The organism is Endozoicomonas sp., assembly GCF_031844845.1.
Taxonomy (GTDB): Bacteria; Pseudomonadota; Gammaproteobacteria; order Pseudomonadales; family Endozoicomonadaceae; genus Endozoicomonas.
In genome coordinates this window covers 1-20,513 of record NZ_JAVRMB020000194.1, presented here as the reverse complement: position 1 = coordinate 20,513, position 20,513 = coordinate 1, and the positions used below count along the sequence as shown (strand labels likewise).

Annotated in this window: 17 protein-coding genes; 5 read left to right on the top strand and 12 right to left on the bottom strand. The window is 48.2% G+C overall.

Annotation, left to right across the window (positions count from 1 at the left end; genetic code table 11):
- Window positions 1-556 precede the first annotated feature (556 nt).
- Complete coding sequence (locus RM811_RS10250) at window positions 557-1,177, top strand: hypothetical protein (RefSeq protein WP_402523665.1); 621 nt, start codon at window positions 557-559, stop codon at window positions 1,175-1,177.
- A 70-nt stretch (window positions 1,178-1,247) separates the two neighbouring features.
- On the opposite strand, the gene RM811_RS10245 is transcribed toward RM811_RS10250, so the two are convergent.
- From RM811_RS10245 to clpB, 4 genes are all read right to left on the bottom strand, one after another.
- Entirely contained in the window at window positions 1,248-1,442 is a 195-nt protein-coding gene (locus RM811_RS10245) for a hypothetical protein (RefSeq protein ID WP_402523662.1), read from the bottom strand.
- A gap of 226 nt (window positions 1,443-1,668) precedes the next feature.
- Window positions 1,669-2,205: a methylated-DNA--[protein]-cysteine S-methyltransferase gene (locus tag RM811_RS10240; protein WP_402523660.1), complete on the bottom strand. Its 537-nt coding sequence runs from the start codon at window positions 2,203-2,205 to the stop codon at window positions 1,669-1,671.
- Window positions 2,206-2,693: 488 nt separating this feature from the next.
- Complete coding sequence (locus RM811_RS10235; protein WP_402523658.1) at window positions 2,694-3,497, bottom strand: Cof-type HAD-IIB family hydrolase; 804 nt, start codon at window positions 3,495-3,497, stop codon at window positions 2,694-2,696.
- A gap of 642 nt (window positions 3,498-4,139) precedes the next feature.
- Window positions 4,140-6,722 (bottom strand): ATP-dependent chaperone ClpB, encoded by a 2,583-nt coding sequence (gene clpB, locus RM811_RS10230; RefSeq protein ID WP_402523656.1) that lies wholly within the window; start codon window positions 6,720-6,722, stop codon window positions 4,140-4,142.
- Between the two features lie 152 nt (window positions 6,723-6,874).
- Between clpB and RM811_RS10225 the strand changes: the two genes are divergently transcribed.
- The gene (locus RM811_RS10225; protein WP_402523653.1) at window positions 6,875-7,255 is read left to right on the top strand and encodes a hypothetical protein; all 381 of its coding nucleotides are present in this window, start codon (window positions 6,875-6,877) and stop codon (window positions 7,253-7,255) included.
- Between the two features lie 14 nt (window positions 7,256-7,269).
- On the top strand, window positions 7,270-7,683 hold the full coding sequence (locus RM811_RS10220) for a hypothetical protein (RefSeq protein ID WP_402523651.1): 414 nt from the start codon (window positions 7,270-7,272) through the stop codon (window positions 7,681-7,683).
- Between the two features lie 28 nt (window positions 7,684-7,711).
- On the opposite strand, the gene pgeF is transcribed toward RM811_RS10220, so the two are convergent.
- From pgeF to RM811_RS10205, 3 genes are all read right to left on the bottom strand, one after another.
- Window positions 7,712-8,494 (bottom strand): peptidoglycan editing factor PgeF, encoded by a 783-nt coding sequence (gene pgeF, locus RM811_RS10215; protein ID WP_402523649.1) that lies wholly within the window; start codon window positions 8,492-8,494, stop codon window positions 7,712-7,714.
- Window positions 8,469-9,434 carry a 23S rRNA pseudouridine(1911/1915/1917) synthase RluD gene (gene rluD, locus RM811_RS10210; protein ID WP_402523646.1) on the bottom strand — a complete coding sequence of 322 codons (966 nt, stop codon included), beginning with the start codon at window positions 9,432-9,434 and terminating at the stop codon, window positions 8,469-8,471. Before rluD ends, pgeF begins: the two co-directional genes overlap by 26 nt.
- A gap of 445 nt (window positions 9,435-9,879) precedes the next feature.
- Entirely contained in the window at window positions 9,880-10,026 is a 147-nt protein-coding gene (locus RM811_RS10205) for a hypothetical protein (protein WP_402523644.1), read from the bottom strand.
- On the opposite strand from RM811_RS10205, the gene RM811_RS10200 reads away from it, so the two are divergent.
- Both RM811_RS10200 and yacG read left to right on the top strand, forming a co-directional pair.
- Complete coding sequence (locus RM811_RS10200) at window positions 10,025-10,930, top strand: outer membrane protein assembly factor BamD (RefSeq protein WP_402523641.1); 906 nt, start codon at window positions 10,025-10,027, stop codon at window positions 10,928-10,930. The two genes, RM811_RS10205 and RM811_RS10200, sit on opposite strands and share 2 nt — an antisense overlap.
- Window positions 10,931-11,074: 144 nt before the next feature.
- The gene (gene yacG, locus RM811_RS10195) at window positions 11,075-11,275 is read left to right on the top strand and encodes a DNA gyrase inhibitor YacG (RefSeq protein WP_402523639.1); all 201 of its coding nucleotides are present in this window, start codon (window positions 11,075-11,077) and stop codon (window positions 11,273-11,275) included.
- Window positions 11,276-11,790: 515 nt separating this feature from the next.
- On the opposite strand, the gene RM811_RS10190 is transcribed toward yacG, so the two are convergent.
- The 5 genes from RM811_RS10190 to RM811_RS10170 form a co-directional block, all read right to left on the bottom strand.
- On the bottom strand, window positions 11,791-13,248 hold the full coding sequence (locus RM811_RS10190) for a hypothetical protein (RefSeq protein WP_402523638.1): 1,458 nt from the start codon (window positions 13,246-13,248) through the stop codon (window positions 11,791-11,793).
- A gap of 199 nt (window positions 13,249-13,447) precedes the next feature.
- On the bottom strand, window positions 13,448-14,434 hold the full coding sequence (locus tag RM811_RS10185; RefSeq protein ID WP_402523636.1) for a Nudix family hydrolase: 987 nt from the start codon (window positions 14,432-14,434) through the stop codon (window positions 13,448-13,450).
- Window positions 14,415-15,632, bottom strand: a complete 1,218-nt coding sequence (gene argJ, locus RM811_RS10180; RefSeq protein WP_402523634.1) for a bifunctional glutamate N-acetyltransferase/amino-acid acetyltransferase ArgJ — start codon at window positions 15,630-15,632, stop codon at window positions 14,415-14,417. Before argJ ends, RM811_RS10185 begins: the two co-directional genes overlap by 20 nt.
- A 107-nt stretch (window positions 15,633-15,739) precedes the next feature.
- Entirely contained in the window at window positions 15,740-18,487 is a 2,748-nt protein-coding gene (gene secA / locus RM811_RS10175) for a preprotein translocase subunit SecA (protein WP_402523632.1), read from the bottom strand.
- Between the two features lie 745 nt (window positions 18,488-19,232).
- Window positions 19,233-20,513, bottom strand: a 1,281-nt coding sequence (locus tag RM811_RS10170) for a hypothetical protein (RefSeq protein WP_402523629.1), incomplete at its 5' end; no start/stop codon positions are given.

The following is a 20,513-nucleotide window of genomic DNA, read 5'->3' as shown; positions in this document are numbered from 1 at the left end:
TAGGCGGTAAACGTCAATGGACTGACCCTGTAGGTCAGGCTCGATGATGACCTGAATTTCATCTTAACAGGGCAGTCTTGCTTTCATCTTAACAGGGCAAGTCGTAACTGCTCAAAAAGTACTGGCAAACTATAGTTCAGCATCCCTGAGGCTCAGTTATAGTAAGGATGGTGTACTTTTGTTTTGCATTTTTACCAGTGGTTTTTGAGCAGTTACTGCAAGTCTTGATTTCATCTTAACAGTGCAAGTCTTGATTTCACCTTAACAGTGCCATACTTGAATTCATCTTAACAGGGCCTTGAATTCATCTTAACAGGGCAGTCTTGATTTCATCTTACGAGTAAAATCACGAGCATGCAGCTTGTAATTGCTTGGATTCCTTCTATTTTAACTCCTATCATAAAAAACGATTAGACAAGGGGTCACAAGCGTCACTATGGAAGCATCGTCATCAATTCGAATAACGGGACAGAGTTCTTTCGGGCAGCAGATCTGTCTTGATAGAACATGCCGCTTTGGATATTGTACTGTCACAACATCAGATGTAGTTCTCAAGTTGGCACAGGCCGCAGCTGGTGCCGCAGCCGGTGCCGCAGCTGGTGCCGCAGCTGGTGCCGCAGTTGGTGTCGCAGGTGGTGTCGCAGGTGGTGCCGCAGCTGGTGCCGTAGGTGGTGCCGCATGTGGCTCCGTAATTTTTCCCATCATACTGTCATCAAACTCAAACCTACTGAGGCCGCAAGACAACTATGGTGCTGTATTGTGTCATTTTAGAGGTCGCTCTGTTACAAGGTCGGATGTCGTTTTATTATTGAAATGTATTTCAATTGGTGCCGCAGCTGGTGCCGCAGCTGGTGCCGCAGCTGGTGCCGCAGCTGGTGCCGTAGGTGGTGCCGCAGCTGGTGCCGTAATTGGTGCCGAAGGTGGTGCCGCAGTTGGTGCCGCAGGTGGTGCCGCAGTTGGTTCCGCAGTTGGTGCCGCAATTGGTGCCCTAGTTGGTATAACCCTAATAATGAGCAGAGGCACAAACCAACCCGAATCTGGCATCCAATTATCCGCTTCTACTTCTACAGAACGTAAGCAACCGACAGACTCCCCTGAAGAGTGTAATCCCCTACAACCGGCTCAATCAACGGAGGCAGTCATCGAAATAGAAGATGATGCTGAAACCAAATTATAACTATCCCTTCGTTTGAATATCCGTCATCGTCGAAGCCGACATACCTTACCAAACAGAGCCAGTCTTGAAATCACCTAAAGAATTGGACACCCATAGAAATACCAATACACTTCATATGGTTAAATTTGTGGGTGTCCCAAACTCTTTCGTAGCTGACGTGATCGGTGACCAGTTTTCTTTGGCTGGTATCCTCTACGGCATTATTAGCTTGCCATGAGGCGGCTTCCATCAGGGCGGATTCATCCAGATCACCGTCTTCATCCATTGGATTTCTTCGTCCTGTACGTTGTTCCCTTTTTTGATGGCGTTGAGCCAGCTTTGGGCGGGTAACTTGTCGAATTTCACGGCTGCTGCACTACGTTCAACTGCGGAGAAAAAGGTGGGTGCATTGTCGGCATCGCTGTCACGGCTGCCTTTCGGCCCCGCCTCCCGATGCCCGCTACCCGTAAAAGCACAAGCTAACCTGGCTTTTCCGGGTCGCGGGTAGCGGACTACTGACTACGGCTTTCAAGATCCAACAGGTATTGCTTCATCTCCAAACCGTAGACATAACCGGTGAGTTTACCGTTTTTGCCAATCACACGGTGACAGGGCACGATAATAGCTGCGGGATTCGCACCATTAGCAGCGCCCACAGCCCTGACTGCTTTTGGACGGTTGATACGATCAGCAACCGCCTGATACGAATCGCTTGAACCATAGGGAATCCGTTGCAACTCTTGCCATACCTGCTGCTGAAAATCCGTACCTTGCAGATCCAGACTAACGCTGAATTGGGTCAACTCTCCCCGAAAGTAAGCGCCCAGTTCCTTCTTCGCCAGAGCAAGATGGCGTTTGATCGATTTCTGAGTCGAAGCATCCATATCAACCATCAGGGTTACCCAGCGAACCGGAATATCCCTTCTCACCGGCAGAACCGCCATAATTCCATCAGCAGAGGCTGTCAGCTCCAGCTCACCGACGGGAGAGTTAACCAGCAGATGACCAACAGGCGTAAATCTATAACTGGAAAAAGAATTGACCTTCATATCGATTTCAACCTCATCTGCGCAAACACTCCGCGCCATCGCAATATAGTCTTTTCACCTATGAATCACATTGAATCTGTGCAATCTAATACATAGTTTCAATGGGTTTGACAGGTAGGTTGGGTCGAGCGGAGCGAGCCCCAACAAATCTCGCCGCCCTCCATAAACCGCCGTTAGGGAAGCAGCAAACCAAAAGATACCGTTTTTTCCACGGAGGCACGGAGGCACAGAGAAAGCAAAGCTTTTAAATAAAAGGCTCTTCTCCGTGTCTTTGTGCCTCCGTGGCAATCACAGGCTGGTATCTTTTTAAATGCCACTTCCCTTAAATATTGACAGTCTGAATGGCCGGTGCCGTTTTTTTTGCGGATTGTTTTTTGCTGCTGAGGGTTTGTGTTGGGGCTCGCATTCGCTCGACCCAACCTACGTCACCGGCCAATTTCAACGAAACCATGTACCAGGAGGCTGTCCGACAACTGATCGCAGCCGGATCAAATCTGATATAGCCTGGCCAGATACTCAGCCACCGCATGGTCATCACAATGACCAATCCGCTCATGACCTGAAAGACTATTCACCAGTGCAGGGTCAGCATTACCCATCACCACTCCGTTACCAACCATAGAGAGCATTTCAACATCATTCATCCCATCGCCAAAGGCAATGGCATCCGCAAGCCCATATCCCTTGATCTTCAACACCTCTTCCAGGGCAATACCCTTACACACTCCAGGCGCCATTATTTCAAAACACTCAGGCAGGGAGTAAGTCATATAGAGCTGATCACCATATAGCTCGCAAACTTTATCCGATAAAGGTAACAAATCAGATTGAGATTCCGCTGCAAAAAAGATTTTCTGGATAGCATCCGTTGCTACCGTATCGAAGTCGGCCAAGTGACAGGTAAAGCCGCTCTCTTTATGAAAATCCTCAAAATCCGGGTGTACTACCTCAACGAGCCACTCATCTCCCTTATAGACATTGCTATGCATCTTGTCTGCAAAAGGCTTGCGCAGAGCCAGAAGAGGATGAACCAGTTCAGGGCTTATATCATGCCGAATAATCAACTCACCCTTTGGGTTATGAACTCTGGCACCATTACTGGTGATCAGATACATATCCACACCCAGCTGAGCTCTTATTTTTTCGACATCCTGATAATGGCGGCCCGTAGCAAAAATAAACTTGATGCCTTTCTCACTCAGATGGCGAATGACATCGCGCGTTCTTGGAGACAACTCATGCTGTTTATTGAGAAGAGTTCCATCAAGGTCGGAAACAACCACTGGATACATTCAATACCTCTACCAAATCACTTTGTGTTGATTTTATAAGTCAGAGGAAGAGTATCCTGTAGCAGCCAGAAGCAGGCATCCCATCTCTTCCCTGAAAAAGATACCTGCTAACGTAAAGGCTGGGGGGAAATCGTTCAATCAGTAGTTTTATCAGCAGAGAAAAACTTACATAGCCTTTATCTTCACTATGGACGATAAGGGAAGTGGCATTAGAGAAAGTCATCTCCGCGAAGGAGGCTGTCGCAAAAGGTCTTAAAGCCCGACTTATACCACTGCCGTCTTTCCCGCGAAGGAGGTTGTTGCAAAACCCTCCGGACACCTCGTTCCCATGCTCTGCGTGGGAACGAGGGTTTTGCGACAGCCTCGAAGACGGGGATCCACTGCTCGAGACATGCAGATAGTTTGTTAGGGCTTGCATTCGCTCGACCCAACCTACGCCCCCGTCAATCTAACCTCGTTCCCATGCTCTGCGTGGGAATGCATACGGTACTGGCAGCATGTGGGACAACCTCTCTTTGCCGGGGTGCAGGAGTTTCTGCGGATTGTTTCATTGGTGGCGGATTCGGTGTGCATTCCCACGGGGACCGTGGGAACGAGTTCGGAATCTGAATGGCCCTTTCCCTAAAGGCCTACTGCCATCAATCAGGAAAAATCAAGCTCGCCATCTTTAAGAACAACCTTGATGGTATCACCTGGCTTATATCTACCCGATAAAATTGCCTCAGCCAACGGGTTCTCAATGCTGCGCTGAATAGCCCGCTTTAATGGCCGCGCGCCGTAGACCGGATCAAAACCCACTTCTGCCAGCTGATCCATCGCTTCATCCGAGAGCTCCAGCCTGAGATTATTGTCTGCCAGTCTGCGACCAAGGTTAGCCAGCTGTATTCTGGCGATGGACTTGATCTGGCTTTCTGCCAGAGGATGGAAGACCACAACTTCATCAATACGGTTCACAAACTCAGGGCGGAAGTGATTACCCACCACCTCGATCAAGGTGTTTTTGAGCGCTTCAAAGTCGGTCTCGCCGGTCTCTGTATTCTGGAATGTTTGAATCAGATCAGAACCCAGATTAGAGGTCATGACGATAACCGTATTTTTAAAGTCTACCGTTCTGCCCTGACCATCAGTCAGACGACCATCTTCTAATACCTGCAAAAGGATATTAAAGACATCAGGGTGAGCCTTCTCTACCTCATCCAGCAGCACTAACGAATAAGGTTTACGACGAACCGCTTCCGTCAGATAACCGCCCTCTTCATATCCCACATAGCCCGGAGGTGCACCCAGCAGACGGGAGACCGAGTGTTTTTCCATAAACTCGGACATATCAATCCGGACAATGGCATCTTTCGTATCAAACAGGAACTCAGCCAACGCCTTACACAGTTCCGTCTTACCAACGCCCGTTGGACCAAGAAACATAAAGGAGCCATTAGGGCGATCAGGATCTGCCAGCCCGGCCCGGGAACGCCGTACCGCATTGGAAACAGCGACTACAGCCTCATCCTGCCCAATCACTCGCTTATGAAGCGCATCTTCCATGCGAAGCAGTTTCTCTTTCTCACCTTCCAGCATTTTGGTAACAGGAATCCCCGTCCACTTGGAAACCACTTCGGCAATTTCTTCTTCAGTAACCCGGTTCCTGAGCAGTTGATGCTCACCGGTTTCCAAAGCATCCGCCTGGGCCAGTTGCTTATCGAGCTCCGGCAGTTTTCCATACTGAATTTCTGACATTCTGGTCAGGTCACCTGCCCGTCTGGCCGCTTCCAGCTCGATCAACAACCGCTCTTTTTCTTCACGCAGCTTCTGGCCACCCTGTAGCTGGGCTTTTTCGGCTTTCCAGATATCTTCCATGTCGGAGTATTCACGCTCCAGCTCGCCGACCTGCTCATTCAATCGGGACAGCCGCTCCCTGGAAGCATCATCATCTTCTTGCTTCAGTGCTTCCTGCTCAATCTTCAGTTGAATCAGGCGACGTTCCATACGATCCAGCGCTTCGGGCTTGGAATCCATTTCCATACGGATACGGCTGGCAGCCTCGTCAATCAGGTCAATTGCCTTATCGGGCAACTGCCGGTCGGTGATATAACGCTGGGATAATTTAACCGCAGCAATAATTGCCGGATCGGTAATATCAACACCGTGATGGGCTTCGTAACGCTCCTTGAGACCCCGGAGAATAGCAATGGCATCCTCTTCTGTGGGTTCATCCACCAGCACCTTTTGGAAGCGTCGCTCCAGGGCCGCATCTTTCTCAATGTATTTACGGAATTCATCCAGCGTCGTGGCACCCACACAGTGGAGCTCACCTCTTGCCAGTGCCGGTTTAAGCATATTACCGGCATCCATGGCGCCATCGGCTTTACCCGCCCCTACCATGGTATGTATCTCATCAATAAAGAGAATGATCTGACCTTCCTGCTTGGCAAGATCATTCAATACCGCTTTTAAACGCTCCTCAAACTCGCCACGAAACTTGGCACCGGCAATCAACGCGCCCATATCTAACGACAGAACTCTTTTGCCCTTTAACCCTTCCGGTACTTCGCCATTAATAATACGCTGAGCCAGTCCTTCAACGATGGCGGTTTTACCCACACCGGGCTCACCAATAATGACCGGATTATTCTTGGTTCTGCGCTGCAGCACCTGAATGGTTCGCCGAATTTCATCATCACGACCAATGACCGGATCCAGCTTACCCGCTTCTGCCCGTTCAGTGAGATCAATGGTGTATTTGCTGAGTGAGTTGCGATTATCTTCTGCATTGGGGTCGTTAATGGCAGAGCCACCACGAATGTTTTTGATGGCGTTTTCCAGGGCTTTCTGACTCACACCCTGGCTGCTCAGCAGCTTACCAAGGGGACCACTGTCTTCCATCATCACCAGCAACATGGTTTCACTGGAAATAAACTGATCACCCGCCTGCTGTGCCTTTTTATCCGTCAGGTTCAGCATTCGATAGAGTGACTGGGACGTCTGAATATCCCCCGTAGGCGATGTCACCAGGGGCAGCTGCTCCAGCATACCGGTCAGCTCACTACGCAGAGCATCAACATCAAACCCAACCTGCATAAGCAGTGGCCGAACCGATCCTCCTTTCTGGTCAATAAGAGCGAGTAACAGATGAACAGGCTCTATCTGACTGTTATCTTTACCAATGGCCAGAGACTGGGCATCAGCCAGGGCTGACTGGAACTTGCTGGTCAGTCGATCCATTTTCATAAGAGCCTCCCTTATGGAGCACAGATATTTGTCGTCATTCTCAATATGGTATCAAGCGAGCAATTTTCAAGAAAGGAAAGTCCTTTAAGCCGGCCTGGTAACCCTTTGCTATACTCACCCGTCCAACTGGCCGGGGAGAAGGGGAGAACCGGGTGGATAATGCGCTGTTCGACGAACTGATCAACATCGGCATTGATAAAGGTGTGGCTCACAAGGTCGCCGCCTCCCTGAGCCCCGACCATATCGCCACCACAACCGATATCCTGCGGTTGGAAAAGCTGATCCTGGATACCCGGCTCAGTTCCAAAAAAGACTTGCTGCGGCTGGAACAACTGCTACTCAGGCAGCAAGCGGAAACCCGTAAAGATATGACCACCCTGCAACTGGCCACAAAAAACGAGATGACCGCCCTGCAACTGAAAACATCAGAACAGTTCGGTGCTCACAACCGGCAATTCTGGATAACCTTCGGCGGCATGATCATTTCTGCCTTTATTCTGTTTGCCATGAACCTGTACTTTCACGCCCACTGATCGGGGAGAACCGGATGGATAATGCGCTGTTCGACGAACTGATCAACATCGGCATTGATAAAGGTGTGGCCCACAAGGTCGCCGCCTCCCTGAGCCCTGACCATATCGCCACCACGACCGATATCCTGCGGTTGGAAAAGCTGATCCTGGATACCCGGCTCAGCTCCAAAAAAGACCTGTTACGGCTGGAACAACTGCTGCTCAGGCAGCAAGCGGAAACCCGTAAAGAGATGTCAACCCTGCAACTGGCGACCAAAGAAGAAATGACCGCCCTGCAACTGGCCACAAAAACCGAAATGACCACCCTGCAACTGAAAACCGCAGAACAGTTCGGTGCTCACAACCGGCAATTCTGGATAACCTTCGGCGGCATGATCATTTCCGCCTTTGTTCTGTTTGCCATGAACCTGTACTTTCACGTCCACTGAACGCATCAGCAACTGGCACTGGGTCCGATCAAACATCAATCCAGATTAGAGAAGCTGTTCTACCCGAGAGTTTTCCATCACGCCGGTAAGAATAGAAAAGTTCTGGCTGACCATAAGAACAATACTCACCACCATAGATGTGGTTAACTCCAACTCTATGGAGCCGCCTGCGGGCCATTGAATAAAGATCCGCAAACCAGCGGTCACCTTCCCCAGGTAGAAAAGCCGTTTCGCTGCCTGCATCCTCAGCTATAAACTGCGCTCTCACTTCTGGCCCAACCTCAAAGTATTGCTGGCTGATCGCGGGCCCAAACCATGCCATCACCGTTTCCAGAGGGACGGCCATAGATTGAACCGTCGCCTCAAGAATCCCTGCAGCCAGCCCTTTCCAGCCAGCATGAGCTGCAGCCACTACGGTTCCATCAAGATTACAGAACAGAACGGGCAGGCAGTCCGCCGTTAACACAACACAGGCTGAACCCGACTGCAGGGAAACCGAAGCATCGGCCTCAGTTTCCTGACGGTCAGTCCGGGCATTGGCAACCTTAACCCCGTGAACCTGCTTCAGCCATAAAGGCGTTTTCACAAGGTCAAGGTCACATTGCAATAGCTGACGGTTCGAACGTACCTTATCTTGATCGTCACCGGAGTATAAACCCAGATTGAAGCTGGAAAATCCAGCCTCACTGAGCCCACCTTTGCGAGTGGTTACCAGCGCTTTAATATTATTCGGTGCCGGCCAGTCCGCCCAAAGATAACGCTCGTCATTCAGCTCCTCATTCACCTCAGCTCTCCGAATCACGCGGCTCATTGTCGGCCAGACTATTCAGCATCACCTGAAAGTCTTCAGTCAATGGAATTTCCCACTCCATATGTTCACCCGTCACCGGATGAATAAGACCCAGCTTACGAGCATGAAGTGCCTGACGCCGGAAGCTTCTCAACACTTTCTCCAGCGCTGCCGGGCATGATTTAGGCAATTTAAGGCCGCCGCCATAGAGATCATCACCCAGCAGAGGAAAATGCTGATGACTCATATGCACCCGGATCTGATGGGTTCTTCCCGTTTCCAACTGGAGCCGGATATGCGTATGAGCAGTAAAACGCTTTAGCACCCGATAGTGAGTAACAGAAGGTTTGCCGCCTCGAACCACCGCCATTTTCAGACGATTATGAGGGTGCCGGCCAATTGGCGCGTCAACCTTGCCACCGCCGGTCATCACACCACGAACAATCGCTTCATACTCCCGATGAACCGATCGGTCCTGCAGCTGTGCAACCAGATCAGCGTGGGCTGCCAGAGTCCGGGCCACCACCATAAGGCCAGTGGTATCCTTATCCAGCCGATGCACAATACCCGCCCTGGGCAAGGCATCATTATCCGGATAATGATAGAGCAGGGCGTTCAGAAGCGTGCCGGTGTAATTACCCGCTGCCGGATGAACAACCAGACCTGCAGGCTTGTTGACCACAAGAATATCATCATCTTCATAAACAATATCAAGGGGGATATTTTCAGCCTCCCACCGGGCTTCATTTTGAACTTCTACTGACAATAAAAGCTGCTCCCCACCATAGAGTTTCTCTTTGGGTTTACGGGAATTGCCATCCACCAACAGAAAGCCCTCTCGAATCCAATCCTGAAGCCGGGCTCTGGAAAAATCCGGAAAACAGGTCGCGGCGACCTGATCAAATCGACGACCACCCTGATCATCAGGTACAGTGACGCTTTGTTTAATAACTTCGCCCATTCAGCAATACTCAGTACAGAAAATAAGTTTCATATCGATGCCCCGCCTTTGAGAGTTTCACAAAAGGGAGGATTAACACCAAACCGTCATTCTCGCGAAGGCGGTTGTCGCAAAACCCTCCTCGCTCCCGCGCTCTGCGTGGTAGCGCCAAGACCCAACCACGATTCCTGTGGTTGGCTATGCATTCCCACGCAGAGCGTGGGAACGAGGTTCCTGGTGGGTTTTGCGACAGCCTCCTTCGCGGAAAGACGACAGTGGTACAAATCGGCATTTAAGACCTTTTGCCACAATCTCCTTCACGGGGATGACGATGGTACATTCTTAATTGGAGCTTCCCTTAAACCAGAAAGGCTCCAATAAGCACACTGGAAAATCTTGTCTTTTCGTTTTCCGGCATACTATGTTTAAATGCAGGTTTAAATACATCTTTATTGATCCGAAGAGTTTACCACAAGAAGTCTCTGAGGCCTGAGTGGTTGTCACGCTCAATCACTTTATTCTTCGCCAGCTTCTGATATGCCAGAGTACGGAAACCAATCAACACCATGACAATATTGACTGCAAAACTGACCCGGTTGCTACCCCCGCTCATGATGCGATCCATCCTGACGGTATTTGCCGCCATCGTACTGGCAGGCTGCGCTTCTACTGAAGATAAGGAGCAGCTTCCTGAGTCACTGTCTGAGGCCGATCTCTATCAGATATCCAGCAAGGCCATTGACAATAGCCGCTATTCTGAAGCCATTAAATCATTGAGAACTCTGGAATCCCGTTATCCATTTGGTACTTTTGCAGAGCAGGCACAGCTGGATATCATCTTCGCCTACTTCAAAAACGCAGAGCCAGAAGCATCAAAAGCCGCTGCAGACCGTTTTATTCGTTTGCATCCGCAACATCCTGATGCCGATTATGCCTACTACATAAAGGGGCTCGCTTCCAATACTGCCTCCATGGGCCTTCTGGAGCGTTACCTGCCGATGGATCTGACCCGACGGGATCCGGGCCAGGCAAGGGTATCCTTTAATGAGTTTGCCGACTTGCTCAACCGCTACCCTGACAGTAAATACGGACCGGACGCCCGTCAGCGAATGGTTGCCCTGCGTAACCGGCTGGCTGAATATGAAATCCATGCGGCAAACTACTATCTGAAGCGAAAAGCCTATGTAGCTGCCGTTAATCGCGGACGCTACGTTGTTGAAAATATGCAACAAACCCCCGCCGTTCCGGAAGCCCTGGCCATCATGGTTGAAGGCTATCAGCATCTTCAGCTGCCGGACCCGGCAGGTGAAGCCCTGGAAGTACTCAGGCTGAACTACCCGGGTCATCCATCACTGGACAGCAATGGCAACTTTGTTGGCTACAAGGTGTTTGAAGATGTGGACCCATCCATCTGGAACACATTGACCTTTGGATTGATTGGCAGTTCCAAACCAAAAACTCACGACACGCCTTCTTCACAGCTGTCGGCACCACCACAACCGCCCGTAGTCAACTGATCTGTTCCGGCATCACCCATCGGTGGTGCCGGTAAAAAATCCTCTTACGACCTCTCAGGAATTGTCCGTTAATAATTTCCCTGTTTTGCTCACCAAAGAGCAAGTTATTTCGGGGCAGCTCCTGACAAAAGAAAGCCTCAAGCCATGACCAAGACTGTTAAATGCCCTCAGTGCGGTAAAGATGTGAAGTGGGAACCAGAAAGCAAATATCGCCCTTTCTGCTCAGAACGCTGCAAACTCATTGATTTTGGAAGCTGGGCAAAAGAAGAACATACCATTCCGGGTGATCCAGCATTTGATGACTTGATGTCACTGGATCTTGATGACACGCCGACACGACATTAACTGCCTGACCATAGAAAATCTGATCTATGAAAATGGCCAACCTTCGTAAAGGGGGGCGGTATATTCCCTGAAAATCGCTCCTCGGTAACTGCTCCCCGGTAACTGCTCCTGCGTTACCCTACCTCCTGCATCCATGCTGTCGTGCATTTTCAGGATACAGTACATCCCTGTACATTCCCTGAAAATTGCCCCTGCATTTTCAGGATACAGTACATCCCTGTACATTCCCTGAAAATTGCTCCTGCATTTTCAGGATACAGTACATCCCTGTACATTCCCTGAAAATTGCTCCTGCATTTTCAGGATACAGTACATCCCTATACATTCCCTGAAAATTGCTCCTGCATTTTCAGGATACAGTACATCCCTATACATAAAAAAACCGGGAATATACCCGGTCGTTAGAATAAGTTTTAATTCTTTTTCTTTAAGCTCTTAACAGGGAAAACTTACAGTTTGATAGTTTCAAACTGTAAGTTTTCTGAGAACAGCACTTTGCAGTAATGACTAAGCCGTTAAAGCTTACCCCTACTTAAATCATCCATCATCCAATCACACACCCGATCATCTGATAATGACCCATCATCTGATGATGACCCATCATCTGATGATGACCCATCGCCACCACTACTAACATGACCACTACTATCATGACCACTGTTTGAAAATGGCAATGGTATAACATGACCACTACTAACATGACCACTACTATCATGACCACTATTAGCATGACCACTATTAGCATGACCGGTTAAAACGAAGGTTGTCCAGTCGAGCTCGGCGGGATGCGGTGAATTAAATCTTGCAGCGTGGTTATCACCATCGCTTAAGGGAGCTGGTGGTATTTTAGAAGAATCACCGACTTCCTCAGTATATTCTTCTGAGCCTGAATCGTTATCAGCTGAACCCTCTATTTCTTCTGAAAAATAATTCTCCCTCCTGAAATCCAGACGATTCAGATAGGTAACGCCGCCTTTCGATAATTGAGAGTAATTTTCGGGTGACGCACCACTAACAACTCTTGAACCCTCATAATTGTACAAATGGTTCACCAAATGAGCCGCATACTCTGCATAGTCATTCAGAAGTTTCTCCCGCTCATCGATAATGCCTTCTAAATTTGCCTTGTGGTCTCGCAACTTTTTGATTTTTATTTTATCTCCGGAGATCTGATTGTCCAGTCCAACACATTTGTTAATCAGCTCCTGTTTTGCTTCGTCTGAATTCTTCAGCTTATAGTACCCTATCCACATAGCAGCTACTAAGTTATTGCAATCACTCACCATCTGTTTACTTTCCTTTTTTGCTTCTTTTGCTTCACATTGTAGCTGTTTATTCGCATTTATCAGGAATTCAGTTCGTTGAATATAGTTTTTCTTTTCCTGCTGTGTTGCTGCAAGCTGTGCTTTCAGATCCCCTGCTTCCAGAGCAGAGCTTCTATGCAATGCTTCATATACATTCGCCCTGGCAGACTCCTTCTCCGAATGCTCAACCCAGGCCGTACTAACGTTCCGGCCTTCGACAATCTCCTTTTGCATCTGCTGACTTTGAAGCTCAGCTTCACCTGCCCTCTGCTGCATCTCGCCCCCAGAAGTCTCCATTGCACTCATTGTGTCATTAAGCTCTGGATGGTCCTTCCGAAGCTGCTCAACTGAAGATTGGGTTTTGACTTCAGGCGTCTGCGATCCTTTTTCTGACATCTGATTCTGAATCGGTGTTTCCAGTTTAGATACCTTTCTGTTATACAGGCTCTTGATAGCCAAACCAGTATCATAAAACAGTGCAGGAACGAACGTAATTGGAAACGTAATAGCCGCAACAAACCGCCCAAAGAAACGACACGTTTTACTGGCAACGGTATCGGAAACTTTATTAAACAAGCTCACGAAGGCCCATTCACTCTTCTGAGTTTCCGGGGGCGTATTCTGCACCTGCGTTGCCGGGCCATTAGCGGCAGTATTTTGTCCTATCATTGTAACTTCCTCTATTTTTTGTTCGAGTATTTATAAGTTGATACTGAGGTCTTAGAGAGGAAAGTTATTAATTGGTTCAATGGTCAAATATAATATATTGAAATAAAGGAATTAATTAATATAACTAATCCCACACCATAAGGTGTAAATCAACAACTTATGGAGTCCTTATTTCCAAACGAAGTGCCCCTTGGCTGCTTCAACAGCCCCAGAACTCATGAATAGCCGCAACTCCCTGAGCACCTAGCCGCCGGGCACCCTTAATATCATCCAGGCTCATCCCCCCCAACCAGAATACAGGCACTGTTGCGGTCTCAGTCAGCTTTGCTGCCTGATCCATGCCCAACGGCTTGGCTCCAGGGTGAGATTGCGTTGGTTTGACCGGCGATACCGTAATAAAATCTACAGTCATCACTTCTGAATATTTAATCTGCTTTTCATCGTGACATGATGCGACAAGAAGCTGGTCAGCATGTCGTCTTTCAGGCGTCACAGCCAAACCCAGCTGATGAGATGTCAAATGAAGTCCATGACACCATGGCTCCATCAGGAGAGATAAACGCCCCTTGATAATCAGCGTTCCACCCTGAGTTTGAACTCGTTTTGATAACCGACGAGCCAGTTTCAGGTATTCACTTTCATCAAGCCAATGGGCTCGAAACTGAATCAGACGAACACCTGCACTTAACGCCGATGAAACTTTCTTAAAAAGTGTTTCCTCATCGTTAAAGTAACCAGTAATCATATAGCGGTCAGGAAGCTGCAGAGCCCTGAGAATCACTTTATTGGCTTCAGGGAACTGGTATCGGACAAGGCTCTGCTTCTCTACCCACTGGATCAACTGACCTTCATTCCCTTTAGGTTCTCCGGTAATGCCACCAACCACCCAGGTATCAAGAAGCACCGACTTATCTGAGTAATCATGGCGAACCTTGATCAGCGGCATAAATGTCGAAACCTGAATATCGAGTTCTTCATGAAGTTCACGGTTCAGAGCCGTCTGTACATCCTCTCCGGACTCTACCTTACCACCGGGAAACTCCCACAAACCGCCCATATGTTTATTCTCAGGGCGCCTGGCTAACAGTATGCGACCATCTTCCCCAAGAATTACCGCCACGGCTACATGAATGACTTTTCTCTTATCTGCTCTTTTGTCGAGCACATCAGGTCCGATACTCTGCATTGATCTTTACATACTCGTGGGATAAATCGGTAGTCCAGATCTCTTCTGTGGCATTACCCGCCCCCAGGGAAATTCTGATCAGTATTTCTTCCTGATTCATCACTCGCTGGCCGGCTTCTTCGGTATAGCCCGGAGCTGGCTGACCACAGTCAACAATGGCCAGATCATCCAACCAGATCGACACCCGATCAATGATCAGCGCAGGAATCGGTGCACGGCCTACAGCCGCCAGAATTCTTCCCCAGTTAGGGTCGCTGGCAAAAAGGGCGGTCTTCACCAGAGGGGAATGGGCAACAGTGTATGCTACGTCAAGAGCATCTTGATGAGAGGCCGCATCTTCAACGTTAACAGTGACAAATTTAGTAGCCCCTTCTCCATCCCTGACAATCGCCTGAGCCAGTTCTACAGCTACTTCTCCCAGGGCCATAATCAGTTTCGCAGCCAGCCCTGAATTCTTTGAGGAAATTATTTCATTCCCTGCAGCTCCGGTAGCAACCACCATAAAGCTGTCATTGGTTGAAGTATCTCCATCAATGGTAATACGGTTAAATGACTGATTAGTAAGATCAAGCAGCAAGCTTTGCAGAAATGACGGCTCAACAGCCGCATCCGTTGCAATATAAGCCAGCATGGTGGCCATATTGGGCTTAATCATTCCGGCACCCTTACTGATACCGGAAACGGTGAAGATCTGCCCATCATACTCAAACTGTCGGGAACTGCCTTTTGGCCGGCTATCCGTAGTCATGATGCCTTCAGCAGCATGAAACCAGTTATCTTCATTCATCTCGCCCAGCGCAGCCGGAAGGCCCGTACAAAGCCGGTTAACAGGAAGCTGCTCGCCAATCACTCCCGTTGAAAATGGCAGCACTTGCGAATCATCGACACCTGCCAGCCTTGCCAACTCCGATGATGATTTTTCCGCAGCAACCATTCCCGGCTCACCAGTGCCCGCATTAGCATTGCCGGTATTAATCAGAAAATATCGAGGATCACCCACTAAACGCTCACGGCTTAAATGAACAGGAGCAGCACAAAAACGATTAAGCGTAAAGACACCCGCGACGGAACTGCCCTCATTCCAGTTCATGACCACAAGGTCCCGACGACCCGGCTTGCGAATACCCGCCATCGCCGTTCCGAGACGAAAACCCTTAACTGGTTTTACTACAACCCACTCATCAGACCCCGTTGCCATGGTTGACTCCATCGATAAAAATTTGCTTATTTTTCAATAAAAAAGAGCTAAATAAAAACGGGCCAGCCCTCATAAAGAACTGACCCGTATTATGTTACAAGTTCAGATCAGGAAATTTTGCCATGGCACTGCTTGTATTTTTTGCCGGAGCCACAGGGGCATGGGTCATTACGGCCAACCTTCCGGCCTTCACGAACAAATGGCTGGTGAGCATCTTCCGGAGCTTCCTGTTCCGCAGACTCCGCCTCTACACCCTGAGCCTTAGCGTGCTCAAACTGCATTCTGCGAGCCATCTCCTCACGACGCTGTCGCTCCATCTCGACCGTGCGATCATCTTCCTGAACCTGGACGTGGGAGATAATGCGAATAGTGTCGTCTTTAATGTCCTCAAGCATCTGCTGGAATAGCTCAAATGCTTCACGCTTGTATTCCTGCTTGGGATTTTTCTGGGCGTAGCCGCGCAGGTGAATACCCTGTCTGAGGTGATCCATAGTGGCAAGATGCTCTTTCCACTTATCATCAAGAATCCGCAGCAGAATATGCTTTTCAAAGTTCCTCAGAACTTCTGCACCCGCCAGCTCTTCCTTTTTGCGATAGGAATCGATAACACCCTGCAGAATACGCTCGCGAAGCGCATCTTCGTCCAGGCGGTCATCTTCATCCAGCCACTGCTGAACCGGCATGCGCTCACTCAGTTCGCTGGACAGCTTCTCTTCCAGACCTTTGACATCCCACTGCTCTTCAAGGCTCTGGGGTGGAATATGCTGACTGATCAGGCCATTCACCACATCTTCACGCAACGCTTCAATGCTGCTGGAAACATCATCAGCACTCAGCAGTTCATCACGCTGGCTGTAGATAACCTTACGCTGGTCGTTGGCAACATCATCGTATTCCAACAGCTGTTTACGAATATCAAAGTTACGGCCTTCAACCTTACGCTGAGCCTTTTCGATGGCATTGGTCACCATACGGTGCTCAATGGCTTCACCCTTCTCCATACCCAGCGCTTTCATAAAGTTCTTGACGCGTTCTGAGGCAAAAATACGCATCAGATTATCTTCAAGGGATAGATAAAAACGGGAAGAACCCGGGTCACCCTGACGGCCTGAACGGCCACGCAGCTGGTTATCAATTCGGCGTGACTCATGACGTTCAGTTGCGATGATATGAAGACCACCCGCCTCCAAAACCGCCTTATGTCGTTTCTGCCAGTCCGCCTTAATCTGGTCAATCTGCTCCTGAGAAGGATTATCCAGTTCGGCAACTTCTGATTTCCAGTTACCACCTAACATGATATCCGTACCACGACCCGCCATATTAGTAGCAATAGTCACGACACCAGGGCGTCCAGCCTGAGCAATGATGTCCGCCTCTTTCTCATGGAATTTGGCATTCAATACCTGGTGGGGAATATCGGCTTTGTCTAGCGCTTTTGACAGGTGCTCTGACGAATCAATGGAAGCTGTACCCACCAGAATGGGTCTTTTAGCCAGCACTGTTTCTTTAATATCATCAATGATGGCTTCGTATTTCTCACCAATGGTCAGATAGACAAGATCATTACCATCCTGACGTACCATCTCTTTGTGAGTAGGAATGACAATAACATCCAAACCGTAAATCTGGCGAAATTCAAACGCTTCAGTATCCGCGGTACCGGTCATACCGGACAATTTGTCATAATTGCGGAAAAAGTTCTGAAATGTCGTAGAAGCCAGCGTCTGACTTTCTGCCTGAATATGAAGCCCTTCTTTTGCTTCGATAGCCTGATGCAACCCATCAGAAAGGCGCCTTCCGGGCATGGTTCGCCCCGTATGCTCGTCGACCAGCAACACGTCATTATTCTGGACAATGTATTCTACGTTACGAGTGAACAGCACACGGGCCTTAAGCGCAGAGTTTACGTGATGCAGAAGATTCAGGTTATTCGATGAATAAAGGCTCTCGCCTTCAGGCAACAGACCTTCTTTCTGCAACAGCTCTTCAATAAACTGGTGACCCAGCTCATTCAATTCTACCTGACGGGTTTTCTCATCCAGAGAATAGTGCCCCGTCAGCTCCTCCTCACCATCTTCACCCGCCTCTTCCCCTTCAGGAAGCGGATCCTGCTTTTCCAGCAATGGAACCAGTAAGTTGATCTTTTTATAAAGCTCAGATGAATCTTCTGCAGGGCCTGAAATAATCAGTGGTGTCCGAGCCTCATCAATCAGGATCGAGTCAACCTCATCCACAATTGAGAAAAAGAGATCCCGCTGAAAGCGGTCTTCTTTTCTGAAGGCCATATTATCCCGCAGGTAATCAAACCCAAACTCGTTGTTGGTACCATAGGTAATATCTGCCTGATAGGCCTGTCGCTTCTCTTCCGGGTCTTGCTGCGGGACAACAATACCCACACTCAACCCCAGGAATTCGTACAGTGGACGCATCCAGTTCGCATCTCGACGAGCCAGATAGTCATTCACAGTAACAACATGAACACCTTTTCCGGGAATAGCATTCAGATAAGCAGGCAACGTTGCCACCAGTGTTTTACCTTCACCGGTACGCATTTCAGCAATATGACCATTGTGCAAAGTCATACCACCCATCAACTGAACATCAAAATGGCGCATACCCATAACACGTTTGCCCGCTTCGCGAACCACGGCAAACGCTTCAGGCAACAGGTCATCCACCGTTTCACCCTTGCCAAAGCGCTCACGAAACTCAGTCGTTTTCGCTTTTAGCTCGTCATCGCTCAGGGTGGCCAGGCTTTCTTCCAGGGCATTGATTGACGCAACCGTTTTACCCATCCGTTTTAGCTGGCGGTCGTTGCGGCTACCAAATACTTTTTTAATTAAAGAAGCAAACATAAGTTGTTAACAGTCTCACTCTGATTCTGGAGCTGTCCTCCTACCAACAAATCAGGGCTGGAGCAGACAAGCGCATAAAGTCCAACATTCTATGACAATCCCGACAAAGTCTCATCTATATTAGCCGTATTTCTGTACTGTCTATTGAGCTGAGTCGGAAAAACAAAAAAAACTGCACTGAAGGACAGTAAAACAGAGGATACATTACCGACAGAAATGGCACCCGTCAGGCAGTACTCCGGGATGATTAAGGAGACCCGATCGTCACTTCGAGATCCAGGGAAAAACCTCAACTCCAAATACAGCCATCACTGTTATCCTAGGAATTGTCCTTAAATAATCCCGGCATTTTGAACTCGGTCTCCGTTCATCCTGAGCGGAGTCAAAGGATGCCTGGTACGATACGTGAGCCCGGAGTTCACGCCTTTAGGCCCTATGGGTCCTTCGACAGGCTCAGGACGAACGGGGTTTAGAGGCTCAGAAATGTGCAAGTAATTTCGAGACAATTCCTTAGCGTTGAAGTGAGGTAAAAAAGAGCAGGCAAAAAAGAGACATCCCCCCTGCCTGATGCCAACAATAATCACTCCGCCATAAACTCATGAATATCACTCACCCCTTCAAGTCTGGCGGCCTGTTTCATGTATTGCCTCAGGTACCCTTCGGAAGCCGACCTATGGCGAAACATAAGCAGGCCAACAAATAATGCCTTAATGTCTATCCTGAGAGTCTTGCTTACTTATCTTGGCTAAAAGAGTTTTTCAAAATCACGTTCTTTTTTCTCACCCTGTCTACAACCTAAAGATCTCCATTCTGAAGATGAAGATGAAGATGAAGATGAAGATAATTCTGATGCAGAGCGCTGCGATGTGGCATTTTTGCCCTCATTACACATCCCTTGTTTTTTTGCAGAATTTAATCTTAATCCAGCCCCCCAATTAGCCAAACGCGTCATTTTTGGTTTTTCTCCAATCTCCATATTAAATGATGCATCTGGTGCCATCACATTCGATGGTACTTTATCTACATCATCTACATCATCTACATCAGCATGTGTGGAACAAAACTCTAAAACCTCTTTATACGTTTCAGCTGCTTGATCAGTATGGGTTTCTTGAAATATTTTGCTCGCCCCTCTAAAAACAGCAATCATTTTTTTCAAGAGTTCCCATATATCCTTCGAACGTTTTTTAAGCTTAGTGATTTCACATTCTTTTTCACGCAATTGACTAGTCATTCTTATTTTATAATCCTCATTTCCCTCTCCAGCTTCGCTTTTTAATGCCTCAAGTTCTTTACAGCCCTCCTTAAGCTGCGCAATCGTTAACTCTCTCTCGATCAATTTTTGATCTGCCTCAAATTTCTCATAGCTATACTTACCTATCATTTCTCCTGACTTTAATTTTAGTACTTTAATCTCTGTAAGTTTATTGGAGATTTCAACTTCCATTTCAGAAACAACATACTCATGCTGTTTTTTCAATAATTCTACAGCCATCTGTTTTGAAGCCTCTAGCACATTAAGTTTCTTTTTATTATCGCCCAGTTGTGCCTGTAGATCTTTTAGCTGGCCTTCAGTTTCATTAGCATTTTTTTGCAACTGTTCATATTCAACTTTGGACTTTTCTTCCTGCCGCTGCTTTTTTTCTTGAAGTGCAGACTTCTGAGTTTCACTATCCTGCAACTTCTTTTTAAGCTCGCTGATTTCACTCTGCAACTGTTGTTGGGTCGCCCGTTTTTCAGCTTCCTTTGCATCAAGATTCTTAAGCTCTTGACCCAGACCTTTGATATCATTCTCTTTGTCAGCCAGCGTTTTCTTCAGCTGATCGACCTCTACTTGATGCTTTCCTTCACTCTCGGATAGTTGGGCCTTTAAAGATTTCAGCTCGCTTTCAGTTTTTCCGGATATTCTTTTCAGCTCTGCCAATTTTTTTTTGTACTCATTTTCAGTACCCAGGTATTGTTGATCCTTTTTTTGCAATACCGCACGTGCAACTTCTTCCTGCTTATGAAGTTCTTCTTCAATGTC

What these genes read in the sequence shown, in the direction of transcription:
- yacG (WP_402523639.1), top strand. Translation starts at nt 11,075, where the DNA reads ATGACCAAGACTGTTAAATGCCCTCAGTGCGGTAAAGATGTGAAGTGG.
- RM811_RS10235 (WP_402523658.1), bottom strand. Translation starts at nt 3,497, where the DNA reads ATGTATCCAGTGGTTGTTTCCGACCTTGATGGAACTCTTCTCAATAAA.
- RM811_RS10240 (WP_402523660.1), bottom strand. Translation starts at nt 2,205, where the DNA reads ATGAAGGTCAATTCTTTTTCCAGTTATAGATTTACGCCTGTTGGTCAT.
- RM811_RS10245 (WP_402523662.1), bottom strand. Translation starts at nt 1,442, where the DNA reads ATGGATGAAGACGGTGATCTGGATGAATCCGCCCTGATGGAAGCCGCC.
- clpB (WP_402523656.1), bottom strand. Translation starts at nt 6,722, where the DNA reads ATGAAAATGGATCGACTGACCAGCAAGTTCCAGTCAGCCCTGGCTGAT.
- secA (WP_402523632.1), bottom strand. Translation starts at nt 18,487, where the DNA reads ATGTTTGCTTCTTTAATTAAAAAAGTATTTGGTAGCCGCAACGACCGC.
- RM811_RS10200 (WP_402523641.1), top strand. Translation starts at nt 10,025, where the DNA reads ATGATGCGATCCATCCTGACGGTATTTGCCGCCATCGTACTGGCAGGC.
- RM811_RS10185 (WP_402523636.1), bottom strand. Translation starts at nt 14,434, where the DNA reads ATGCAGAGTATCGGACCTGATGTGCTCGACAAAAGAGCAGATAAGAGA.
- RM811_RS10190 (WP_402523638.1), bottom strand. Translation starts at nt 13,248, where the DNA reads ATGATAGGACAAAATACTGCCGCTAATGGCCCGGCAACGCAGGTGCAG.
- RM811_RS10220 (WP_402523651.1), top strand. Translation starts at nt 7,270, where the DNA reads ATGGATAATGCGCTGTTCGACGAACTGATCAACATCGGCATTGATAAA.
- pgeF (WP_402523649.1), bottom strand. Translation starts at nt 8,494, where the DNA reads ATGAGCCGCGTGATTCGGAGAGCTGAGGTGAATGAGGAGCTGAATGAC.
- argJ (WP_402523634.1), bottom strand. Translation starts at nt 15,632, where the DNA reads ATGGCAACGGGGTCTGATGAGTGGGTTGTAGTAAAACCAGTTAAGGGT.
- RM811_RS10205 (WP_402523644.1), bottom strand. Translation starts at nt 10,026, where the DNA reads ATGAGCGGGGGTAGCAACCGGGTCAGTTTTGCAGTCAATATTGTCATG.
- rluD (WP_402523646.1), bottom strand. Translation starts at nt 9,434, where the DNA reads ATGGGCGAAGTTATTAAACAAAGCGTCACTGTACCTGATGATCAGGGT.